General features: G+C 37.1%; 16 protein-coding genes. 11 read left to right on the forward strand and 5 right to left on the reverse strand.

Going from position 1 to position 18,023, the window contains the following annotated elements; all coding sequences use genetic code 11:
• The first annotated feature begins 25 nt into the window (after positions 1 to 25).
• The 5 genes from AC1TO5_RS00635 (at position 26) to AC1TO5_RS00655 (ending at position 5,259) form a co-directional block, all read left to right on the forward strand.
• Positions 26 to 1,372, forward strand: a complete 1,347-nt coding sequence (locus AC1TO5_RS00635) for an NtaA/DmoA family FMN-dependent monooxygenase (RefSeq protein WP_482060853.1) — start codon at positions 26 to 28, stop codon at positions 1,370 to 1,372.
• Between the two features lie 14 nt (positions 1,373 to 1,386).
• Positions 1,387 to 2,127: an oxygen-insensitive NADPH nitroreductase gene (nfsA, locus tag AC1TO5_RS00640; protein WP_482061790.1), complete on the forward strand. Its 741-nt coding sequence runs from the start codon at positions 1,387 to 1,389 to the stop codon at positions 2,125 to 2,127.
• Between the two features lie 89 nt (positions 2,128 to 2,216).
• The gene (locus AC1TO5_RS00645) at positions 2,217 to 2,948 is read left to right on the forward strand and encodes an NADPH-dependent F420 reductase (RefSeq protein ID WP_482060854.1); all 732 of its coding nucleotides are present in this window, start codon (positions 2,217 to 2,219) and stop codon (positions 2,946 to 2,948) included.
• Between the two features lie 219 nt (positions 2,949 to 3,167).
• Positions 3,168 to 3,617: a MarR family winged helix-turn-helix transcriptional regulator gene (locus AC1TO5_RS00650; RefSeq protein WP_482060855.1), complete on the forward strand. Its 450-nt coding sequence runs from the start codon at positions 3,168 to 3,170 to the stop codon at positions 3,615 to 3,617.
• 238 nt (positions 3,618 to 3,855) lie between these two features.
• Positions 3,856 to 5,259 (forward strand): NAD(P)-binding domain-containing protein, encoded by a 1,404-nt coding sequence (locus AC1TO5_RS00655; protein ID WP_482060856.1) that lies wholly within the window; start codon positions 3,856 to 3,858, stop codon positions 5,257 to 5,259.
• Positions 5,260 to 5,495: 236 nt separating this feature from the next.
• Here the strand turns inward: AC1TO5_RS00655 and AC1TO5_RS00660 are convergent, their stop codons facing one another.
• Both AC1TO5_RS00660 and AC1TO5_RS00665 read right to left on the reverse strand, forming a co-directional pair.
• Complete coding sequence (locus AC1TO5_RS00660; RefSeq protein ID WP_482060857.1) at positions 5,496 to 6,077, reverse strand: HD domain-containing protein; 582 nt, start codon at positions 6,075 to 6,077, stop codon at positions 5,496 to 5,498.
• A gap of 213 nt (positions 6,078 to 6,290) precedes the next feature.
• Positions 6,291 to 6,641, reverse strand: coding sequence for a winged helix-turn-helix transcriptional regulator (locus AC1TO5_RS00665; protein ID WP_482060858.1), 351 nt, complete (start codon positions 6,639 to 6,641; stop codon positions 6,291 to 6,293).
• A gap of 191 nt (positions 6,642 to 6,832) precedes the next feature.
• Between AC1TO5_RS00665 and AC1TO5_RS00670 the strand changes: the two genes are divergently transcribed.
• Both AC1TO5_RS00670 and AC1TO5_RS00675 read left to right on the forward strand, forming a co-directional pair.
• Positions 6,833 to 7,708: an SIR2 family NAD-dependent protein deacylase gene (locus tag AC1TO5_RS00670; protein ID WP_482060859.1), complete on the forward strand. Its 876-nt coding sequence runs from the start codon at positions 6,833 to 6,835 to the stop codon at positions 7,706 to 7,708.
• A gap of 48 nt (positions 7,709 to 7,756) precedes the next feature.
• Entirely contained in the window at positions 7,757 to 8,608 is an 852-nt protein-coding gene (locus tag AC1TO5_RS00675; protein WP_482060860.1) for a Sir2 family NAD-dependent protein deacetylase, read from the forward strand.
• A gap of 83 nt (positions 8,609 to 8,691) precedes the next feature.
• Here AC1TO5_RS00675 and AC1TO5_RS00680 read toward each other — a convergent pair whose 3' ends face one another.
• On the reverse strand, positions 8,692 to 9,243 hold the full coding sequence (locus tag AC1TO5_RS00680) for a cysteine hydrolase family protein (protein ID WP_482060861.1): 552 nt from the start codon (positions 9,241 to 9,243) through the stop codon (positions 8,692 to 8,694).
• A gap of 131 nt (positions 9,244 to 9,374) precedes the next feature.
• Here AC1TO5_RS00680 and AC1TO5_RS00685 point away from each other — a divergent pair, with 131 nt between their 5' ends.
• From AC1TO5_RS00685 to AC1TO5_RS00700, 4 genes are all read left to right on the forward strand, one after another.
• Entirely contained in the window at positions 9,375 to 9,824 is a 450-nt protein-coding gene (locus tag AC1TO5_RS00685) for an Lrp/AsnC family transcriptional regulator (RefSeq protein ID WP_482060862.1), read from the forward strand.
• A 581-nt stretch (positions 9,825 to 10,405) separates the two neighbouring features.
• Positions 10,406 to 10,936 carry an RNA polymerase sigma factor SigY gene (sigY, locus tag AC1TO5_RS00690; protein ID WP_482060863.1) on the forward strand — a complete coding sequence of 177 codons (531 nt, stop codon included), beginning with the start codon at positions 10,406 to 10,408 and terminating at the stop codon, positions 10,934 to 10,936.
• Complete coding sequence (locus AC1TO5_RS00695) at positions 10,923 to 11,267, forward strand: YxlC family protein (RefSeq protein ID WP_482060864.1); 345 nt, start codon at positions 10,923 to 10,925, stop codon at positions 11,265 to 11,267. Before sigY ends, AC1TO5_RS00695 begins: the two co-directional genes overlap by 14 nt.
• 305 nt (positions 11,268 to 11,572) lie before the next feature.
• On the forward strand, positions 11,573 to 12,562 hold the full coding sequence (locus tag AC1TO5_RS00700) for an alpha/beta fold hydrolase (RefSeq protein WP_482060865.1): 990 nt from the start codon (positions 11,573 to 11,575) through the stop codon (positions 12,560 to 12,562).
• A gap of 1,842 nt (positions 12,563 to 14,404) precedes the next feature.
• On the opposite strand, the gene AC1TO5_RS00705 is transcribed toward AC1TO5_RS00700, so the two are convergent.
• Together AC1TO5_RS00705 and AC1TO5_RS00710 are read right to left on the reverse strand one after the other, a co-directional pair.
• Positions 14,405 to 16,264 carry an ABC transporter ATP-binding protein gene (locus AC1TO5_RS00705; protein ID WP_482060866.1) on the reverse strand — a complete coding sequence of 620 codons (1,860 nt, stop codon included), beginning with the start codon at positions 16,262 to 16,264 and terminating at the stop codon, positions 14,405 to 14,407.
• The gene (locus AC1TO5_RS00710) at positions 16,248 to 18,002 is read right to left on the reverse strand and encodes an ABC transporter ATP-binding protein (RefSeq protein ID WP_482060867.1); all 1,755 of its coding nucleotides are present in this window, start codon (positions 18,000 to 18,002) and stop codon (positions 16,248 to 16,250) included. Before AC1TO5_RS00710 ends, AC1TO5_RS00705 begins: the two co-directional genes overlap by 17 nt.
• Between the last annotated feature and the right edge of the window lie 21 nt (positions 18,003 to 18,023).

Here is an 18,023-nt window from a genome sequence, read left to right on the forward strand (position 1 = left end):
TTTGAAAATAAAGGAGAAGACATATATGAAAAATGTAAAAGAGATGCAACTTGCATTACAAATGATTTCGGGATACGGAGCCGAATTCAGCGCTTGGAGAATGCCTGGCACTGACCCCAAAGCTTACACAAATATAGATAGTTATGTGGAACGCGCTAAATTAGCTGAAAAAGGGAAATTTCAAATGATCTTCATCGCAGATACACCTGCATTATACAATGACTTAGGTCCTCAGACTCCTATGTTCCCTATGGATCCTATGTTAGCACTAATGGCTGTAGCCAGAGAAACGAAACATATTGGGCTTGTTGCTACCCTCTCCACGACATTCAATTATCCTTATAACATCGCACGTCAGTTCAAAGCACTGGATGTTATAAGTCATGGCCGTGTAGGATGGAATGCTGTCACCTCATCTCAGCCGCTTGCGGCTGCAAACTTTGGTGCTGAGGTTGCCAATCGCAAAGAACGATATGACATGGCTCACGAATCCATACAAATTGTTCAAGCATTGTGGGGCAGTTGGGAATCAGACGCTTGGACATTAGATGTAGAAGGTGGAAAGTTTGCCGACATGGACAAACTTCGACCTATAAACCTTAAAGGGCGATATTATGCATCTCGTGGTCCTTTGCCCATCCCTCCCTCAGAGCAGGGTCAGCCCGTTATTTTCCAAGCAGGCGGAGGGGATGAAGGATTGGAATTGGCTGGGAGGTACGCTTCTGGTGTCTATGCAAATCCTTATGATATAGAGTCTGCTCGTCAACACAGGCAAGCGCTTCGACATAGTGCTGCTCGTTTTGGTAGAAATCCCGATGACATTAAGATGTATGCAGGTTTTATGTTTTCCATAGCTTCAACCGAAGAAGAAGCTTTGGAACGGCGAAGACAGCTAATGAGTTTTAATCCTGAAGAGATACCAAGTAGGGTTAGTTACCTTGGTTCTATGATCGGTTTACAGCTATCTGTTAACTCGGTCGACATTAATGAGCCTATAGCAACTAACTTGTTGAAGAATGCATACGCTAATCCACAGGATCCACGTTCACCTAGAGCTTTAAAGCTACTGAAACAAGGGCTATCGATTCGAGATGTTCTTGCCCATGGCGTCATTAACTATCATCCGGTAGTTGCAGGTACCCCCGTACAAGTTGCTGACTTTTTGGAAGAATGGTTTTTGGCCGGTGCATGTGACGGCTTCTCGGTAGTTCCGGATATATCTTATGATGGAGTTTCTGATTTTGTAGACTTAGTTATCCCAATTTTGCAGGAGCGTGGTTTGTTCCACAGGGAATATGAGGGGAAAACACTGCGCGAGAATATGGGGGTTCCTTATCAATACGGAAATGCTGAAATAGTAAATAACGAATAAAGGAGAAGATATAAATAAATAATACCCTTGAATTGCTTCATAATCATACATCTGTTCGTTCTTATACAAATCAACCACTGACAGAGGAACAAGTTAATGCAATCTTTAAAGCAGCTAATCAATCTTCATCTTTTAGCCTTCTTCAGGCAGTTTCTATTATTAGAATCACAGATCCGGATCTTCGAAAAAAAGTAATGCGACTCTCTGTCAATCAACCGTATATCGAAGAAGCAGCAGAGTTTTGGATTTTTTGTGCAGACTTTAACCGGAATCATCAAATTGCCCCAGATGTGGATATTGAATATATTGAATTTCTATTAATCGGTTCATTCGACGCTGGGCTGATGGCACAAAATGCGTTAACTGCGGCCGAATCCATGGGTCTTGGCGGTGTATTTATTGGTGGGGTTAGAGCAAATATTACCGAAATATCTGATGTATTGAATTTACCTAAATATGTGATTCCTTTAGTGGGATTATGTATTGGTATTCCAGTTGGAGATAAACCTGATCTCAAGCCGCGACTGCCCCAATCCATGGTTTTACTTGAAAACCAGTATCAATCATTGGATACAGAGAAATTAGCCATCTACGATGAAAACATGCTGAAATATTATGAAAGTCGCCCCATTAAAGCCCCGTTTACAGTGAAAAAAGTAAAAGGATGGAGTGACCATATCCAGGATCATCTCCAAAGAAGTATTCAGCCTCAAATGATGGACTATTTAAACAAACAAGGATTTGCTAAAAAATAAACTATTATTAATTAAATTGATTTACAAGGAGATATAGAAATAAAGAAGCAATAGCTCTCAGAATATGATCATAATTAGGTGGAAAGAAAATGAAAATTGGAATTATAGGTGCAGGACCAATCGGGTCAAATATTTCAAAAAAATTAACTGAAAATGGACATGATGTGAAAATTGCAGATGCTCGAGGAATTAGACATTTGGAAGGGAAAAATCTTACAGGAACACCTGTGAGTGTAGAAGACGTCATTACAAATATAGATGTTCTTATAACATCGATCCCTTTCCACGCGGTACCAAGCATTCGCAACATTATAGATAAAGTTGGGGAGGAAGTAGTCGTTGTAGACACTTCAAATTATTATCCTCAAATGAGCGGTAAAATCGATGAAATTGAGAACGGGATGGTTGAAAGTGTTTGGGTATCCAAACATTTAGGTAGACCTATCATTAAAGCTTTCAACAATTTCTTAGCCTATACGTTAGAACATCATGGAACTCCCGAAGGGACTCATGGACGCATTGCCATAGCGATTGCTGGTGATGACCTATCCCATAAACAAATAATTATGGGTGTCGCAAACGATCTAGGCTTCGACGCTGTAGATAGTGGTTCTTTAAGCGATTCGTGGAGACAACAGCCAGGAACCCCTGCGTACTGCACCGAACTTACAAAAGAGCAACTAACCATAGCCTTAACTAAAGCGAATAAAGAAAAAGCCCCATTTCTGCGCGATAAGGTGATGGAAAAGCTGGTAGCTTCAGGTGGTACATTTTCCATTCATGATGTTGTTAAAGCAAATAGAGAAGTATTCAATTCATAAATTACGAATCCATGTACCTTCATTGAACTAACGAGGAACGTTAGTTCAATAAAACAGCGACAGTCTAGGACTTTATTTTCTCGTCCTTTACTGCCGCTGTTTCAATTTCTAGGGTCAGTATAATATTACATTTTCTGCTGACAATTGAATTATCACTATTAGAAAAATACTTGCAAACTGCAAGTTTGTGTTTTACACTAATAGTAAGAGGTGAAGACGATGGAGAACAATCCTAGAGAATTGCTACAAATCATGGCTCGGCGCTTTGGTTTGCTTAATAAAAACTGTTGTAGCATAGGGAATAACGATATTTCATTAATTCAAAGTCATATTCTTTATGAGATTGATCGTCAGAGTCAACCATCCATGCAACAGGTCGCTGAGACACTAGGAATGGATATCACTACGTTCAGTAGACAAGTTCAAACTTTAATTAAAAAAAGCCTTGTTAAGAAGACAGCTCTACCTGAAGATAGAAGAGTCTATATATTAAACTTAACCGTTGAAGGTAAGTTTATTGCAGGTGCCATCGATCATATGATGGATGATTATTTAGAAGACGTATTTTCATTCATGAATGATAGTGATAAGGAAAACGTAATGCATTCCCTAAAACTACTCAACGAAAGTATGCTAAAGTCCAAAATGTGTTGTACACCAATGGGGTGATGTCGACATTACTCCATTTATTTTTCGATTTTACTTGCAAAATGCAAGTAAAAGTGCTTCTGCAACCATCCGAGGAACAGGGGGGGATGCTAAGATTATTGCAAAAAAAATCATTCGTAAAATTTGCAACTAAGTAATTGGAGATAGATACTTCATAAAAAAATATAACAACCTGTTATTATGGTACTTATATAAAGCTTATAACGAAAAATAACGATTATACTGGAGGAATAACAAAATGAAAAACATCGAACTTAAACAAACAGAATCTTGCTGTGCATCGCCTTCCATTAAGCAAGAGATTAATATACAACCTACAACAGAATCGAATCAATTACCCGTTGCAATCATTGGAGCAGGTCCAATTGGTTTAGCTGCAGCAGCGAATTTAGTGGAGCGCGGGGAGAAGTTCATCTTGTTAGAATCAGGCACACATGTAGGAAACAACATATCGGATTGGGGGCATGTACGTTTATTTTCTCCGTGGCAATACAATGTGGATAAAGCAGCAGCAAGGTTATTGTCCCAACAAGGTTGGAGTGCTCCTTCTCCTGATGAATTACCTACGGGGCAAGAATTATTGGAGCAATATTTGCTTCCTTTAGCTAATCTTGAGGAAATTAAGTCTCAACTTATTCTAAATACTAAAGTAATAGGCATAAGCAGAAAAGACACAGATAAAATGAAATCTCAACTTCGAGATAGCAATCCCTTCGTGATTTATGCTGATGAGAAGGGTACAATACAACGTTATGAAGCCAAAGCAGTAATCGATGCAACAGGCACGTGGGGACACTCCAATCCCCTCTATGCAAGTGGTATCTTGACGAATGAAGAACAATCTCTGAGTTCGAATATTTATTATGGCATCCCAAATGTACAAGGAAAAGATAAGGAAAGATTTATAGGGAAAAGCATAGCGGTAGTCGGTGGTGGTCATTCTGCTTTAAATACATTATTAGACCTTGCTCAGTTAAAAGAGACTAATCCAGAAATGAATATCATGTGGATTATGAGGAAGAACAGAGTAGAGGACGCATATGGTGGAGAAGCGAATGATCAACTTGAAGCAAGAGGGGAGCTAGGAAGTCGAATTCATCAATTGGTTAATTCCGAACAAATCCAGGTAGTTACACCATTTAAAATCCAAAAGCTAAGTCGAGAAGCTGGTAAAATGACTATTCATGGTGCATACAAAACAGAGAGTAGGGACTTACAAGGGATTGATGAGATTATTGTCAATACAGGTAGTCGACCGGACTTCTCATTCTTGCGAGAGCTTCGACTTAATATAGATCAAGCAACAGAAAGCATAGAGACTCTTGCGCCGCTTATTGATCCAAATGTTCATAGTTGTGGTACAGTTCGACCTCACGGTGAAAGAGAACTGCGACATTCAGAAAAGGACTTTTACATTGTAGGTATGAAAAGTTATGGTCGTGCTCCAACATTCCTTATGGCAACCGGTTATGAACAAGTAAGATCTGTTGTAGCATATCTTTCGGGGGATTATGAGGCTGCAGAGAAAGTCGAACTTGATTTACCAGAGACAGGTGTTTGTAGTATTAATAATTCACCAAAGAAAAAGGAAGAAAGCTGTTGTACGACTATTCCAACAACAACTTCTTCTTGCTGCAGTTAGTTATATATTTACGATTAGTAACCACACAGGACACAGCAATCATTTATTTGATGGCTGTGTCCTGTGACTATTTTTAGGACAGTTATTCTTTAATTAATTTCTTTTTTAAGCGTTAGTATATGTCGGAGGACAAGAACATATATCGATAACTATCCGCGCCTGAAGTGGAGGTTTTTACTTGATAATTAAACCATTAGAAAAGAGAGAGAGGAGTTCAGTAATCTTACTCTCAATATTTACGAATTATTCGTTTCATTACTTTTCTGTAAGAGATATTTTGAAAAGCTAACAAGTTGACGTGCTTCTTCAGTCCGAAGAAAATTTACATCCAAAGCATCAGGACCCAAACGGAAACGATCAAGTGCGTCAGCATCCTTGAAAATTTGATACAGCAGTATTCCCCGTTCATTGAGCGCAGGGGACTTTTGGATTTCTGACAAACCAAGCGTATCATCCTGGTCATGGTAATAAGTAATGTAATAGCTTTGTATATCATAGGACAAATCATGCGTATGACAATAATCTTTGTAATACTTTGCTGCACGACTACCATGACCTTTATCAATCCCATCATCAAGGCGTCGAGAATCATGGAACACTGCTGCCATTCCGAGTGCATCTTTTTCTTCGTTACTCAGACCTTTTTGATGTCCGATGAGAAGTGCCAGCAACAGCACCCTAGCACAATGGCTTTTCGTATGCCATTCGCTATCCGGCAACCAAAATTCTACATGTAGCTCCATGAACATATACCATCGTTCATAATGTTTTTTTATAGGTCGGTAATCAGAATCATCCAATACATTTGCTAGAAACATCTTCAAATCCTCCTTTTCTAAACAAAGGCTACATTAGTAAAGCATAAATTTCCAGTGCCAAAAATGACTTTTATTTTTGCTTTTCAATAGCTTCTAATTCTATCTCAATGAAGTATATATTCACATACATCATTAAACAAGTATGCACTTTAATGACGCATACTATCTAAGGGGATAGTATGCGTCATTCGATTCGTCTTAGTATCGTACCTTTTAGTCATGATTATGTTCGCCCCACTGGCACATTTCTTGAAGAATAGGCCAAAGAGTTTTTCCTTTATTCGTAAGGCTATATTCAACTTTTGGTGGGATTTGTGGATATTCTTTACGATATACTAATCCATCACTTTGCATCTCTTTTAACGTTGTGCTTAACGTTTTATAAGTGATTTTCCCAATCATTCGTTGTAATTCGTTATACCGTACTGCGACATTTTTAGATAAGTAATAAATGATTAGTAACTTCCATTTACCACTAATAATAGAAAGGGTGTAACCAAAATAAGGCTCTTGGTGATCAGCTGATTTGTCTTTTTCTTCAAGTAGATCATCGTTTAATTTCATAGTTACACTATCCTCCAAGATAGTATGCGTCAATAAAGTGCATACTTGTTTATAGATGTATGTAAATATATACTTCATTCAGTAAGAAGTAAAGGCTATTGAAAAACAGAACTAAAATTAGTTTACTAAAATTTTTAAGTAACGTTTTAATATAAGCCTTTTTTATAAATAAATTAAACCGGAGGAAAAATATGTTAAACCAACAATATCAAGATAATATAAATGAATTATTAACGAAAATAGAAGAAGCTGAGGTGATTGTAGTAGGTGGCGCTGCAGGTATGTCGGAAGCGGCGGGCTACAGCTTTTATCAAACAGGACCGTTATTTTTAAATTACTTCGGTAAATTTGCAGAGAAATACGGTATTACAAATATTTTTGATGGCTTTTATTATCCTTTTCCAACGAAAGAAGAGCGATGGGCGTATTTAGCTACTCAAATCAAATCTATTTACGATTTGGCTCCAGGTGCTCCTTACCTGGACCTTTCAAAAATCCTTAAGGATAAAGATTTTTTTGTGGTGACAACAAACCAAGACACACAATTTACTAAAGTTTTCCCTGAAGACCAAGTGGCCTCAATCCAAGGCGATTTACGTTATTTTCAATGTGCAGAGCGTTGTCATGATGAGGTTTATTATAATGAAAAACACATTAAAGATATGTATAGACAAATTGAGGGAACGGCTATTCCAACTGAATTAATTCCACAATGTCTGAAATGTGGAGGGGACATGGAGCCCTGGGTACGCTCTTATGTATTTTTAGAAGGGAAAGCGTTTAAGAAGGAATTGATGAAATACAATAAGTACCTTACGAATAATAAATTCAAGAAAATTCTATTTTTAGAGCTAGGTGTTGGTCAAATGACGCCAATGTTTATAAAAGAACCGTTTTGGAATATGACATATACTTTTCCAGATGCTTATTATATTACAGTTAACCCTAAAGACGCGCTACTTCCAAGAGAGCTAACTGGAAAAGGGTTGGCTATTCAAGAGGATATCGCACAATTTTTCCAAAATGTTGTAAATGAGAAAACTAAAAGAGATAGCAATCACAAATAAATCAAGAAAAATTGGGCTGACCGACATTTTTCGATTGAGAGGACTTTTATGAAAGACGAGTATCAAGAAATAATAAAACAGATGAATGAAGCAGATGCTGTTCTAATTGGTGCGAGTAATGGGCTTTCAATTTCTGAAGGTTTCCATATCTTCGCAGAAAATGATGTTTTTTTAGAGTACTTTAGTGAATTTCGTGATAAATATGGGATTTGTAATATTGTCCAAGGGGCCTTTTTCCGGTTTCCTACCATTGAAGAAAAATGGGCATTTTCTAGTAGCATCTATGCCTACTTTTCAAGAGAGAAGGAAATAAGTAATGTCATGAAGAGTCTTTATGAACTTCTGAAAGATAAAAATTATTTTATGGTTACATCTAATACAGATGGGCATTTAATGATGGCAGGATTCGAAAAGGAACGCCTTTTTGAAATAGAAGGAAATAGTAATCATCTGCAATGTAAACATGCCTGTCATGATCATATTTATGCAGGCGAAGAAGTATTAAGTGAAATGTATCAACAAAAGGAATGTGGACGTATCCCATCGGAACTTATACCGAAATGTCCAAAATGTGGTGGAGAGATGCAAGTCCATGTAGAAGTCGATCGGGATTTTCTAAAGGGCCAGGCATGGCAAGCTAGCTTTCAAGCTTATCAGGATTTTATCAAGCAGGCCAGTGGTAAGAAATTAATCCTACTGGAATTAGGTGTAGGGGCAAGAAATCAATTAATTAAAGCCCCATTTATGGAATTGGCATATCATGAGAAAAATGCGACTTATATTACATTGAATAAAGGACAAGTGTATATTCCTGAGATAATTTCATCTAAATCGATCGGTGTTGACGGAGATATGGCTGAGGTATTAGAGCAGCTTGTTCAAATTAGCAAAATAATGTAACAAAATAGAGCATTTGAAGATTAATTATAGGTAACAAGATAAAAAGACTGGAAGCTTAATCCCAGTCTTTTTATCTTGCAATATTAGTTTTGGTTTAAAAAGGCTTCTGTTGAAATAACCTGTGCAAAAATGTTATGAATGCCAGCTATATATGAAAAGTGAACTTGTTCAGCAGTTAGTTCGATATTGTTATAGCTTAAAGCTCTTGTTGTACATGCATCTTCTAGAAGTGTAACTTCAAAACCTAAATCAGCAGCAGCGCGAACTGTACTATCGATACACATATGTGTCATCATACCAACTACAACTAATTTTGTAATCTCTTTTTCTTTTAGCTTTATTTCTAAATCCGTATTAAAAAAACTATTCGGTGCATATTTAATTGTAATGTCTTCAGAATCTAAAGGTGCTACACTTGAATGAATTTCAGCACCATCTGTATCCGGTAGGAAGAAGCCTACAGAAGGGTCATGTGCAATATGTTGAATATGAAAAATATTGTCTTTATTATTTTGTCTGAACCAATTTAAAACTTTTGCAGCATTTGTTGCAGCTTGTTCAGGATTGTTTAACTCCATTTTCCCATTAGGAAAATAATCATTTTGAATATCAATGATAATTAATGCAGTATTCATCAAATCACCTCATTTTATTATTGTTATAGTAAACTATAACTGTAATGTAATTATACAAAATAATAGAATAAGTATCGATAAGTTCGTGAAAGTGTTTAAGACAACCCTGTTTCACAATGAAAGGAGTTACTATGAAATTAGATAATATTGATTTTCAAATCCTTCAACTACTTACGAAAAACGCTCGCATTCAGTGGAAAGATCTCGGCGAAATGATTCACATGTCAGGCCAAGCGGTAGGGAATCGGATCAAAAAGTTAGAAGATAGTGGTATTATTAAGAATTATACTATCATGGTAGATGAAATAGAGCTGGGACTCACTTATACCGCATTTATCATTATTTATATGAAAACTACGAACCATGAGGTATTTAAACAATTCATAAGTAGTCAAAAAGAAGTAATTGAAGCATATCGTATTTCAGGTGGGGGATGCTACCATCTAAAAGTAAAAGTAGCTGTGCAAGAATCATTAAATGCATTATTAGATAGAATTCTAGAATTTGGGAACTACGAATTATTCTTATCCATTAATGAAATCAAGCACACGCATCCAATTAATGCAATGCTAGAGGGTTAAATTACAACACTAAGGTAAACATAAAGAAACCTCGTACTGGATTAAGACTTCGGTATGAGGTCTGGTATATGTATTGATTATTATGGTGAGGGGAATTTGCTTGGCATTAAAACAAGGATCGGAGAAAGATAAAAAAGCAGTAGAAATACAACATATCAAATTAATAAGATATGTCGGAGGACAACAACATATATGGATAAGAAGTCTTGCATAGCAAGGCTTTTTTTATTTAACCATACAAGTTCTTGTCTTTTGCTCAGGACAAGAACTTGTATGGTTAGCTGCGTAGGGAGAACAACGTTCTCCCTTTCTTCAACTGACGGGGCAGGTCAGTTAAAGAAGACATACTTAAACAAATCATGTGAGTAGTTTGATATACTATAATAATTAAACAAGTATTTTGAACTCGTTGAATGAGCAACAATACTTTGGTTTTTGGTCAAATATATAACTTTCAAGTAAACTTAATAAATATTAATAGGTGGCTAAACGTTTTTGTTGCGATTCTTTATTTTGAAAATGAACGATTTTTCCCAGTTAGTCGTATTACATATAGATCATAATTGTATGGAGTAGATTTCATGGATGAAAAGGACTTAATTCGAAAGGCGAAAAAAGGAGATACATTGGCTCTTTCGAAACTGCTACAACAAAATTATTCGTTCCTTGTAAAGTATTTAATGAAAGTTACCCTTCATCCACAAATCGCAGAAGATTTAACACAAGAGACGATGATGAAGTGTATTGAAAAAATCCAACTATATAATGGTGAATCCAAGTTTTCCTCATGGCTCATCACAATCGCAACGAACCTTTTTATCGATCAACAGCGTAGAAAGAAGCTGGAGAGAAAATGGCTAGAGCAGGAACAAGCGCTCCGAAAAGTGAAATGGAATGCAGCCAATATGAACGAAGAATGGACTGATGTACTTGATGTACTTGCTCAAATTAATGAAGAAATACGTATGCCAATCGTGTTAAAGCATTATTACGGATATTCATATGAGGAAATTGGAAAAATGATGGGTATTGCAGAAGGAACAGTAAAATCTCGAGTTTCTAATGGTCTAAAACGTGTACGAAAGGAGATGGCTGAACTTGAAGGAGTATGATTCTAAAAATAGTAATTCTATGTTGGATGATGAAGACGAATTAACGGTTAAGCAATTAAGAGATGGATTAGAAAAACTGGATCAATGGAATCCAGTATCTACTCCAAACTTACAATGGTTTCAACAGAATGTTGAATTAGAGAAAAATAGAATACGAAAAAAACAATGGAAAGACCTCTTCGCTTTTATTTCTGTTGCAGTATTTGTGCTTTCGGTTTTGATAGCTGTCGTTTATCGTCAGCCAGTTATTTTTCTTTATTTTCAGCTTGTGGGAATTATCTTATTACCCTTAGCTCTTAACAAAAGCAGAAAGAAGGTCAGTAATGAATGAACTTAAACGAACTAAGTAGCACACCTCTTCCGTTATTTGTCGTGATTGCATTCATTCTGATTTGCCAGAGCTCATGGATGTTTTGGGATGCACGGAAGAGGGGACACAATGCTTGGCTATGGGGCTTTCTAGGCCTTATTCAATTTCCAACGTATCTTATTATCTATCTTATTTTTGTAAGAAAAATATTTAATAGAAAAATCTCAGGATCAAATTCCTGAGATTTTTTTTATTTATTTTTTTGTGAGTGAACGATTAGACGAACGTAATCGTATTAAGGGTAAATAAACAAAAGGAGTAATCATATGAGTAAAATTAAAAAGAAAAAAGGTAAAAAGATAATGTATGTTTTTGCATGGATCTTAGGAATAATTGTTTGTCTGAATATAATAGGATTTGCAATCAACAAAATATTCTTTTCAAATGAGCTAGAAGCGATCTCGCCTTACGGAGAAATGGTAGAAGTAAACAATCAGAACATGCATGTCTATTCAATGGGACAGGGAGAGAAAACCATTGTTTTGTTACCGGGTACCGGGGCGCCTTTGCCAAGTGCAGATTTTGGTCCTTTAATGAGAGAACTCTCGAAAGACTATACTGTAGTGACTGTTGAATATTTTGGAATTGGGTTTAGTGACGAAACAGATACACCGCGAACAAATGAAAATTATATGGAAGAAATCAGAACAGCATTATCACAGGCTGATATGAAGCCGCCGTATGTCTTAATGCCGCATTCTGCGTCCGGAGTTTATAGCGAATATTATGCATCAAAATATCCTGAAGAAGTCTCTGCAATTATTATGCTGGACACAACTCCAACAGTGAAAATGGAATCTAAATTATATTCTTTCGTATATGACCCCAAAACTTTAAAAATCATGTATGGTTTTAGTACGTTACTGCAAGAGACTGGATTAAGTCGAATCATCATTGGATTGCAACCTTCTACTCAAACAGTTGAAAATGGCTATACTGAAAAAGAAATCAGGGATCATCAATTATTTTCTTATCATGTACTCAACGATACGATCAATAATCAGATTCTGAGTTCAAATGACAACATCAATGAGGTAAACAGCATCGTCTTCCCTTCAGAAGTGCCTGTACTGAAACTAATATCCTCATACGCTCAAAAACAAGTGAAAAATGGAGAAGAGCTCCAAAAAGATCACTTGAATCGACTTGGTGCAAATGCTGAGTCCCAAATTATTGACGGCTCTCATGTATTCTATCAAACTCATGTTACAGATATCAGTGATGCCACAAGTAATTTCCTTAAAAAAATCAACTAAGGACTTGTTACAAACACAGACTAAAGGGAGCTAGAAATATAATCTCAGCTCCCTTTTTATCTTTAGATATGAATGTACTTCAACTAACGAAGCATTTAGGAGGAAATGTATGGAAACATTAAAAAAAACAATCGAATTCCTAAATAGAATGAAAGTCATCGACATATAGGGGACAGAAAGAGGGCTTATCCAATGATGACAAAGAATATATTGATGGAGAAACAACTCAAAACCCTTATGGTCTTATAGGATTGATGTTGGGTGGAATTGCGTTAACTATTGGACCTCAGTATGGCTTTATTCCTGTTATTACCCTTATCTTTTGCATAGTTAGTTGAAGATGAAAGGGCATAACATATTTTATATGACTAATGTACTAGGAGATATTAATGCGCAGTACGATGCTATCAGGCTACATAATGAATACTAAGTTGTATAAAGGAGAGACTAATAATGAGCATTAAATTAAATTAAATTGGGAACCAGAAAAGGGTAAGTGCTCTTTTTGCAAAATGAATTAATAGAGAATGAAATCGCACATAAAGAAAAATGTCCTGTAGATAGAAAGTATATTAAAAAACATGTTATTGACACTAAATGAAATTCTCTAAAAACCATATAAATCTTTATGTATAAAGGGATTAAGTTGATTCATATACATATGTACAAAATACGAGTTTTGTGCAAAAGTAGTGTCACTAAAAGATATAGCTTCATTAAATATGTTTTCTTGGTCTCGTTATATGTGTAAATGTCTCTATCACATTTCTTTTATCTATATATTTGATTGCTGTGTCTCACCTTACTTTATTCATTTCAATCAACGATATTTGTAATTGGATTTCGTTTAACTATTGTCTTTGTTCATTTAATTATTATTTTACTATTCAAATCCTTTAGTACAATGCTTTCAGAATTTCATATAGTTATTTTGTATTGAAATTTCATCGTAATTGTATTTCTCGTTAATTTAAATTTACAACCTTCACTGTAATCCATCGCTTTCTAAATATATTAATTACCAAATTTCAGAACTTAATACTGTGGACTATAGTCAATTTTAGATATCACATTACCACACTATTTCGCATTATGATTACATATTCGTTTTGTATGAGTTTGCCTATTCTACCCCAAACTATGTATCCGCTGCAGCATCGACTAATCCTTCTGATTCTGGCCAAAGTTCTGTCATTCAACCTTCTGTAACATTCGGTAATTTAACATTCTACGGAAAAAACGGTTATACTTTCGACACGTACTTCTGGTGAGCAGACTTAATGACTCGCTATATATCAGTTAATAGTTTTCTGCCACCTACCTCGGTACCTACATATAATAATCATAAATCATTCTTGGGTGCTAGTATGGTAGCTGGTTTCACTATCAAAAATCATCATTCCAATCATGTGCAATGCCGATAAGACTTGAAGTTATGCTTTTTATGCATGAATTAACTTTGGATATGATGAGCAAAATTATTACAAGCAACTTTAGATTAGTTTTTATCATTACTTTCCACAAAACAGAACAAATGTTCTTATAGATCCAAAATAATTTTTAATCGCATTACTTCCATATTAATGAAAATAAACTTAATACTACATCTTATTATACCTTTCAACGTATATTTTTCGTAATCTGACGATATTCACTCTATGAAAAATGCCCTTTTTAACGACACAGAACATATGTTCTGCGTCGAGACACAACAAATTATCATTACATCACATATACCTCTTCATAAAAAAATCCTTTCGTCAGTTAATTGGCGAAAGGATTCAGTATGTTAGTTTCTTTACTGCAAAGCTTAGCTTAGTTAGGGATAATGATGTACGGTCCTTATCTACTTGCATCTATCAAAACTTTAGCCGCTGGCTTAATTCCCTCTATCTTCGCATCATTTTGTGAATGACGATACAATTCCTCATAGAAACCTTGAATTTCAAGTAGTTCCTTATGTGTACCTGACTCGACGATCTCACCATGACGCATCACTATAATCCGATCGGCATGCATAATTGTCGATAACCGATGTGCAATGACCATCGTTGTTCTCCCTTCAGAGACTACATGTAATGCACGTTGAATAAGTTGCTCAGTCTGTGAATCAAGGTTTGCAGTTGCTTCATCCAGAATAAGGATCTTTGGACGGAAAACAATGATACGAGCAAATGACAATAGTTGCCGTTCGCCTGCTGACAACCCACTCCCCCGCTCTGACAATTTCGTATCGTAACCATCGCTCATTCGATGTATCATTGGATCAGCACCAACGAATTCACATGCCATTATTACCGCTTCTCGAGAGATGGTTTCGTCGAACATACGCACATTATCAATGATACTTCCGGCATACAAATAAGGCTCTTGTTGTACTAGACCGACAATTCGGTGTAGCTGCGCTTGTCGCATCCTTCGAATATCAATACCGTCAATGTGGATACTACCCTCTTGCACATCATAGAACCTGCACAATAGACTCATAAGCGAGCTTTTACCTGCACCAGTTGTACCAACGATGCCTATCATCTCGCTTGGACGGATATGTAGATCAAGTCCATGAAAGACCGGCGAACCGTTTCCATACGCAAAAGTGATATGGTTGAAATCAATGCGACCTTGTACTGATTCCATTTCAACTTGATTAGGCTGCGGATGATCCATGATATCTGGCTTCAGATCGAGCACTCCCCATATCCGATTCACTGCAACCGTTGCCGACTGTAATGTATTCCATTGTTGGGTAATCGCATTGATCGGCTGGAAGAACTGGCGAATATAGGTTATGAAAGCATATAGAACCCCAAATTCTAGTGTTTGGCCAAGGACTGCATTACCACCCATCCATGTCACGAATGCGATACTTAGGTTACTTAGAAGATCAAAAGTTTTATTGAAAACAACATGTGTACGTATCTCACGAATATTAGATTTGAAATACGCGTCATTTCGTTCCTCGAACTGCTCTGCCTGTGCTCTCTGTTGTTGAAATACTTGAATCAAGTTCATTCCTGATAAATTTTCTGCTACGAACGCAATCAGACGGGATAGTCGTGTGCGTGCCATCTGATACGTTTTGCGCATAAAGGAACGAAATGAAATCGCAATAATTGCAATGATCGGCAGCAAAACTAGACAATACATTGCTAGAGTTGCATCTAACTGAAACATCATAATCAAAATGAAAATCAACGTAAGACCGTCACGTAGCAATGTGTGCAACACTTGACTAAAAAATTGGTTCACGGCTTCGGTATCACTTGAGACATGTGTGATCAGACTGCCACTCGGCGTTTTATCGAAATAAGACATGGATAGCTTTGTAATATGTTCGAACAATTGCTTTCTAATCTTCGCGACAATACTTTGTCCTGCGAACTGTAATAGATTATTTTGCAAATAGGTGAATATAAATCCACATATCGACAATCCGAAGTAGATCAAGCAGATGACAAGTATACTACCCCATTCATTCTTACCTGACATCAGATTATCATCGATCACTACTTTAACTAAGTAAGGTTGGAATAATTCCGAAGCAATAGCAATTATGGTACAGATTACGACCAAGAAAAATGTGAACCTATGAGGTACCACATAGGAACCCAAAATCCGAAAGGCAGATCGATATTGTTGCTTTGGCTTCTTGCTTTGTTCCGAAATATGTTCCTTATCTCGCTGCTTAGATGAATGTGGCATGCGTACTTCCCTCCTCTTGAATCGCATGAAGCGTAGCGTATTGTCCTGGCTCCGCTAGTAGTTCTTCATGCTTGCCTCGTTGAATGATTCGCCCTTCTTCCATAACGATGATAAGGTCTGCATGCTTCAAAGAACTGATTCGGTTCGCAATAATAATGGTTGTCTTACCGTGGCGTTCTTCTTGAATCGTCTGTAAAATTTCATTCTCAGTGACTGAATCTACAGCACTGACACTATCATCTAATATGATGAGTGGAGCCTGTTTGATGAATCCTCGCGCAAGACTCGTTCTCTGACGTTGTCCACCCGACAAGGTAACACCACGTTCCCCTAACTTCGTCTCAAAGCGATCAGGAAACTCCATAATATTGTTATACATTTGTGCTTGTTGTGCGGCTACTTCTATCTCGGCTTGCTTGGCTTGTCGTTTGGCGAAAGCAATATTTTCTCCAATCGTTGTGCTGAAGAGAAATCCATCTTGTGGTACATAAGCTATTTGACTGCGCAAACTATTAAGCTTAATGTTGCGAATGTCCGTTCCTCCAATCTGGATTGAACGCTCAGTTGCTTCATAGGTTCTCAGCAGCAGCTTGACAAGCGTTGTCTTGCCACTACCAGTACGACCAACGATGCCAAGTGTCATACCAGGCTCAATGACAAGATTGATCTCCCGCAAAGCAGGCTGAGAAGCTGCTGGATATGAAAATGTGAGATCTTGGATCTGTACTGGGAATCGATCTAACTCGACATCTACAGCTTCTTCTGATTCAACAATATCCGGTTGAACAGCGACCAATTCGTTCAGCCGTTGCAATGACGCACGTGATCTTTGCACAACATTAATGACATTACCAATTTGCTGCAGTGGTGTCATCAGCATACGTACATATAGCGTTAAAGCAACAAAATTTCCGAGTGTGATCTTTCCAGTAATCGTTAAATAACCTCCGAGCATTAACGCAATAATTAAGGACATTGAGCCTAAAAAGGGTATGATCGCTTGGAAAAGTGAGGACATGCGTACAAGTGATAGTTGATTATCACGAATCCGGTCGACCGTTGCTTCAAAGCGCTTGATCATGAGAGGCTCAACCGCAAATTTCTTTGTAACCCGAATACCACCGAACTGCTCCTCGGCTGACTCCGTCATTGCAGCAAGCGATTGCTGCACTTTCAGTGATCGCTGGCGAATTGCGGGACCAATACGTGTCACAATCCATGGAATTAGAAATAATGGCCCGACAGTTGCTGCTATTAGATAGATCGGAATATCACTGAGGAGCATCGCACCTATACATGAAAATAAAAGCATTGTTCCCGTAGCAAGCTGGTTAACACCCATAGAGATAGATTCCCTAACTCCTGTAACATCATTCATAAAATAGCTCAGCATCTTGCCCGTACCATTTTTGGAATAATAGTGCTCGCTCAGCTCAGAGAAATGGGAGAACAGTCTACGCCTAGTCATATATTCAAACAGTCGGCCAACATACATGATGAGATATTGTCCGTAACCCCCGATGAGTACGTGACCTGCACCTATAAGCAGTAGTAATAAGCTATACCGCATAATATCATGTGATATTAAACCTCCTGACGATAGTTGATCCGCGAATTCTCCGAGTACTTTAGGGAAACAAGCGAATATGATACTAGCCATTGCATGTAATAAAACTGACGATAAGTAAATGCGCCACGTCTCTTTAAAATATGGTTTTAATATACTTTGTTCCTTCAACTTCAACATTTCCCCTTTGCA

The organism is Paenibacillus sp. Y930, from assembly GCF_056786375.1.

Coding starts and splice junctions, on each gene's coding strand:
- AC1TO5_RS00700 (WP_482060865.1), top strand. CDS start 11,573: ATGAGTAAAATTAAAAAGAAAAAAGGTAAAAAGATAATGTATGTTTTT.
- AC1TO5_RS00655 (WP_482060856.1), top strand. CDS start 3,856: ATGAAAAACATCGAACTTAAACAAACAGAATCTTGCTGTGCATCGCCT.
- AC1TO5_RS00650 (WP_482060855.1), top strand. CDS start 3,168: ATGGAGAACAATCCTAGAGAATTGCTACAAATCATGGCTCGGCGCTTT.
- sigY (WP_482060863.1), top strand. CDS start 10,406: ATGGATGAAAAGGACTTAATTCGAAAGGCGAAAAAAGGAGATACATTG.
- AC1TO5_RS00705 (WP_482060866.1), bottom strand. CDS start 16,264: ATGCCACATTCATCTAAGCAGCGAGATAAGGAACATATTTCGGAACAA.
- AC1TO5_RS00680 (WP_482060861.1), bottom strand. CDS start 9,243: ATGAATACTGCATTAATTATCATTGATATTCAAAATGATTATTTTCCT.
- AC1TO5_RS00665 (WP_482060858.1), bottom strand. CDS start 6,641: ATGAAATTAAACGATGATCTACTTGAAGAAAAAGACAAATCAGCTGAT.
- AC1TO5_RS00635 (WP_482060853.1), top strand. CDS start 26: ATGAAAAATGTAAAAGAGATGCAACTTGCATTACAAATGATTTCGGGA.
- AC1TO5_RS00685 (WP_482060862.1), top strand. CDS start 9,375: ATGAAATTAGATAATATTGATTTTCAAATCCTTCAACTACTTACGAAA.
- AC1TO5_RS00675 (WP_482060860.1), top strand. CDS start 7,757: ATGAAAGACGAGTATCAAGAAATAATAAAACAGATGAATGAAGCAGAT.
- AC1TO5_RS00670 (WP_482060859.1), top strand. CDS start 6,833: ATGTTAAACCAACAATATCAAGATAATATAAATGAATTATTAACGAAA.
- AC1TO5_RS00660 (WP_482060857.1), bottom strand. CDS start 6,077: ATGTTTCTAGCAAATGTATTGGATGATTCTGATTACCGACCTATAAAA.
- AC1TO5_RS00645 (WP_482060854.1), top strand. CDS start 2,217: ATGAAAATTGGAATTATAGGTGCAGGACCAATCGGGTCAAATATTTCA.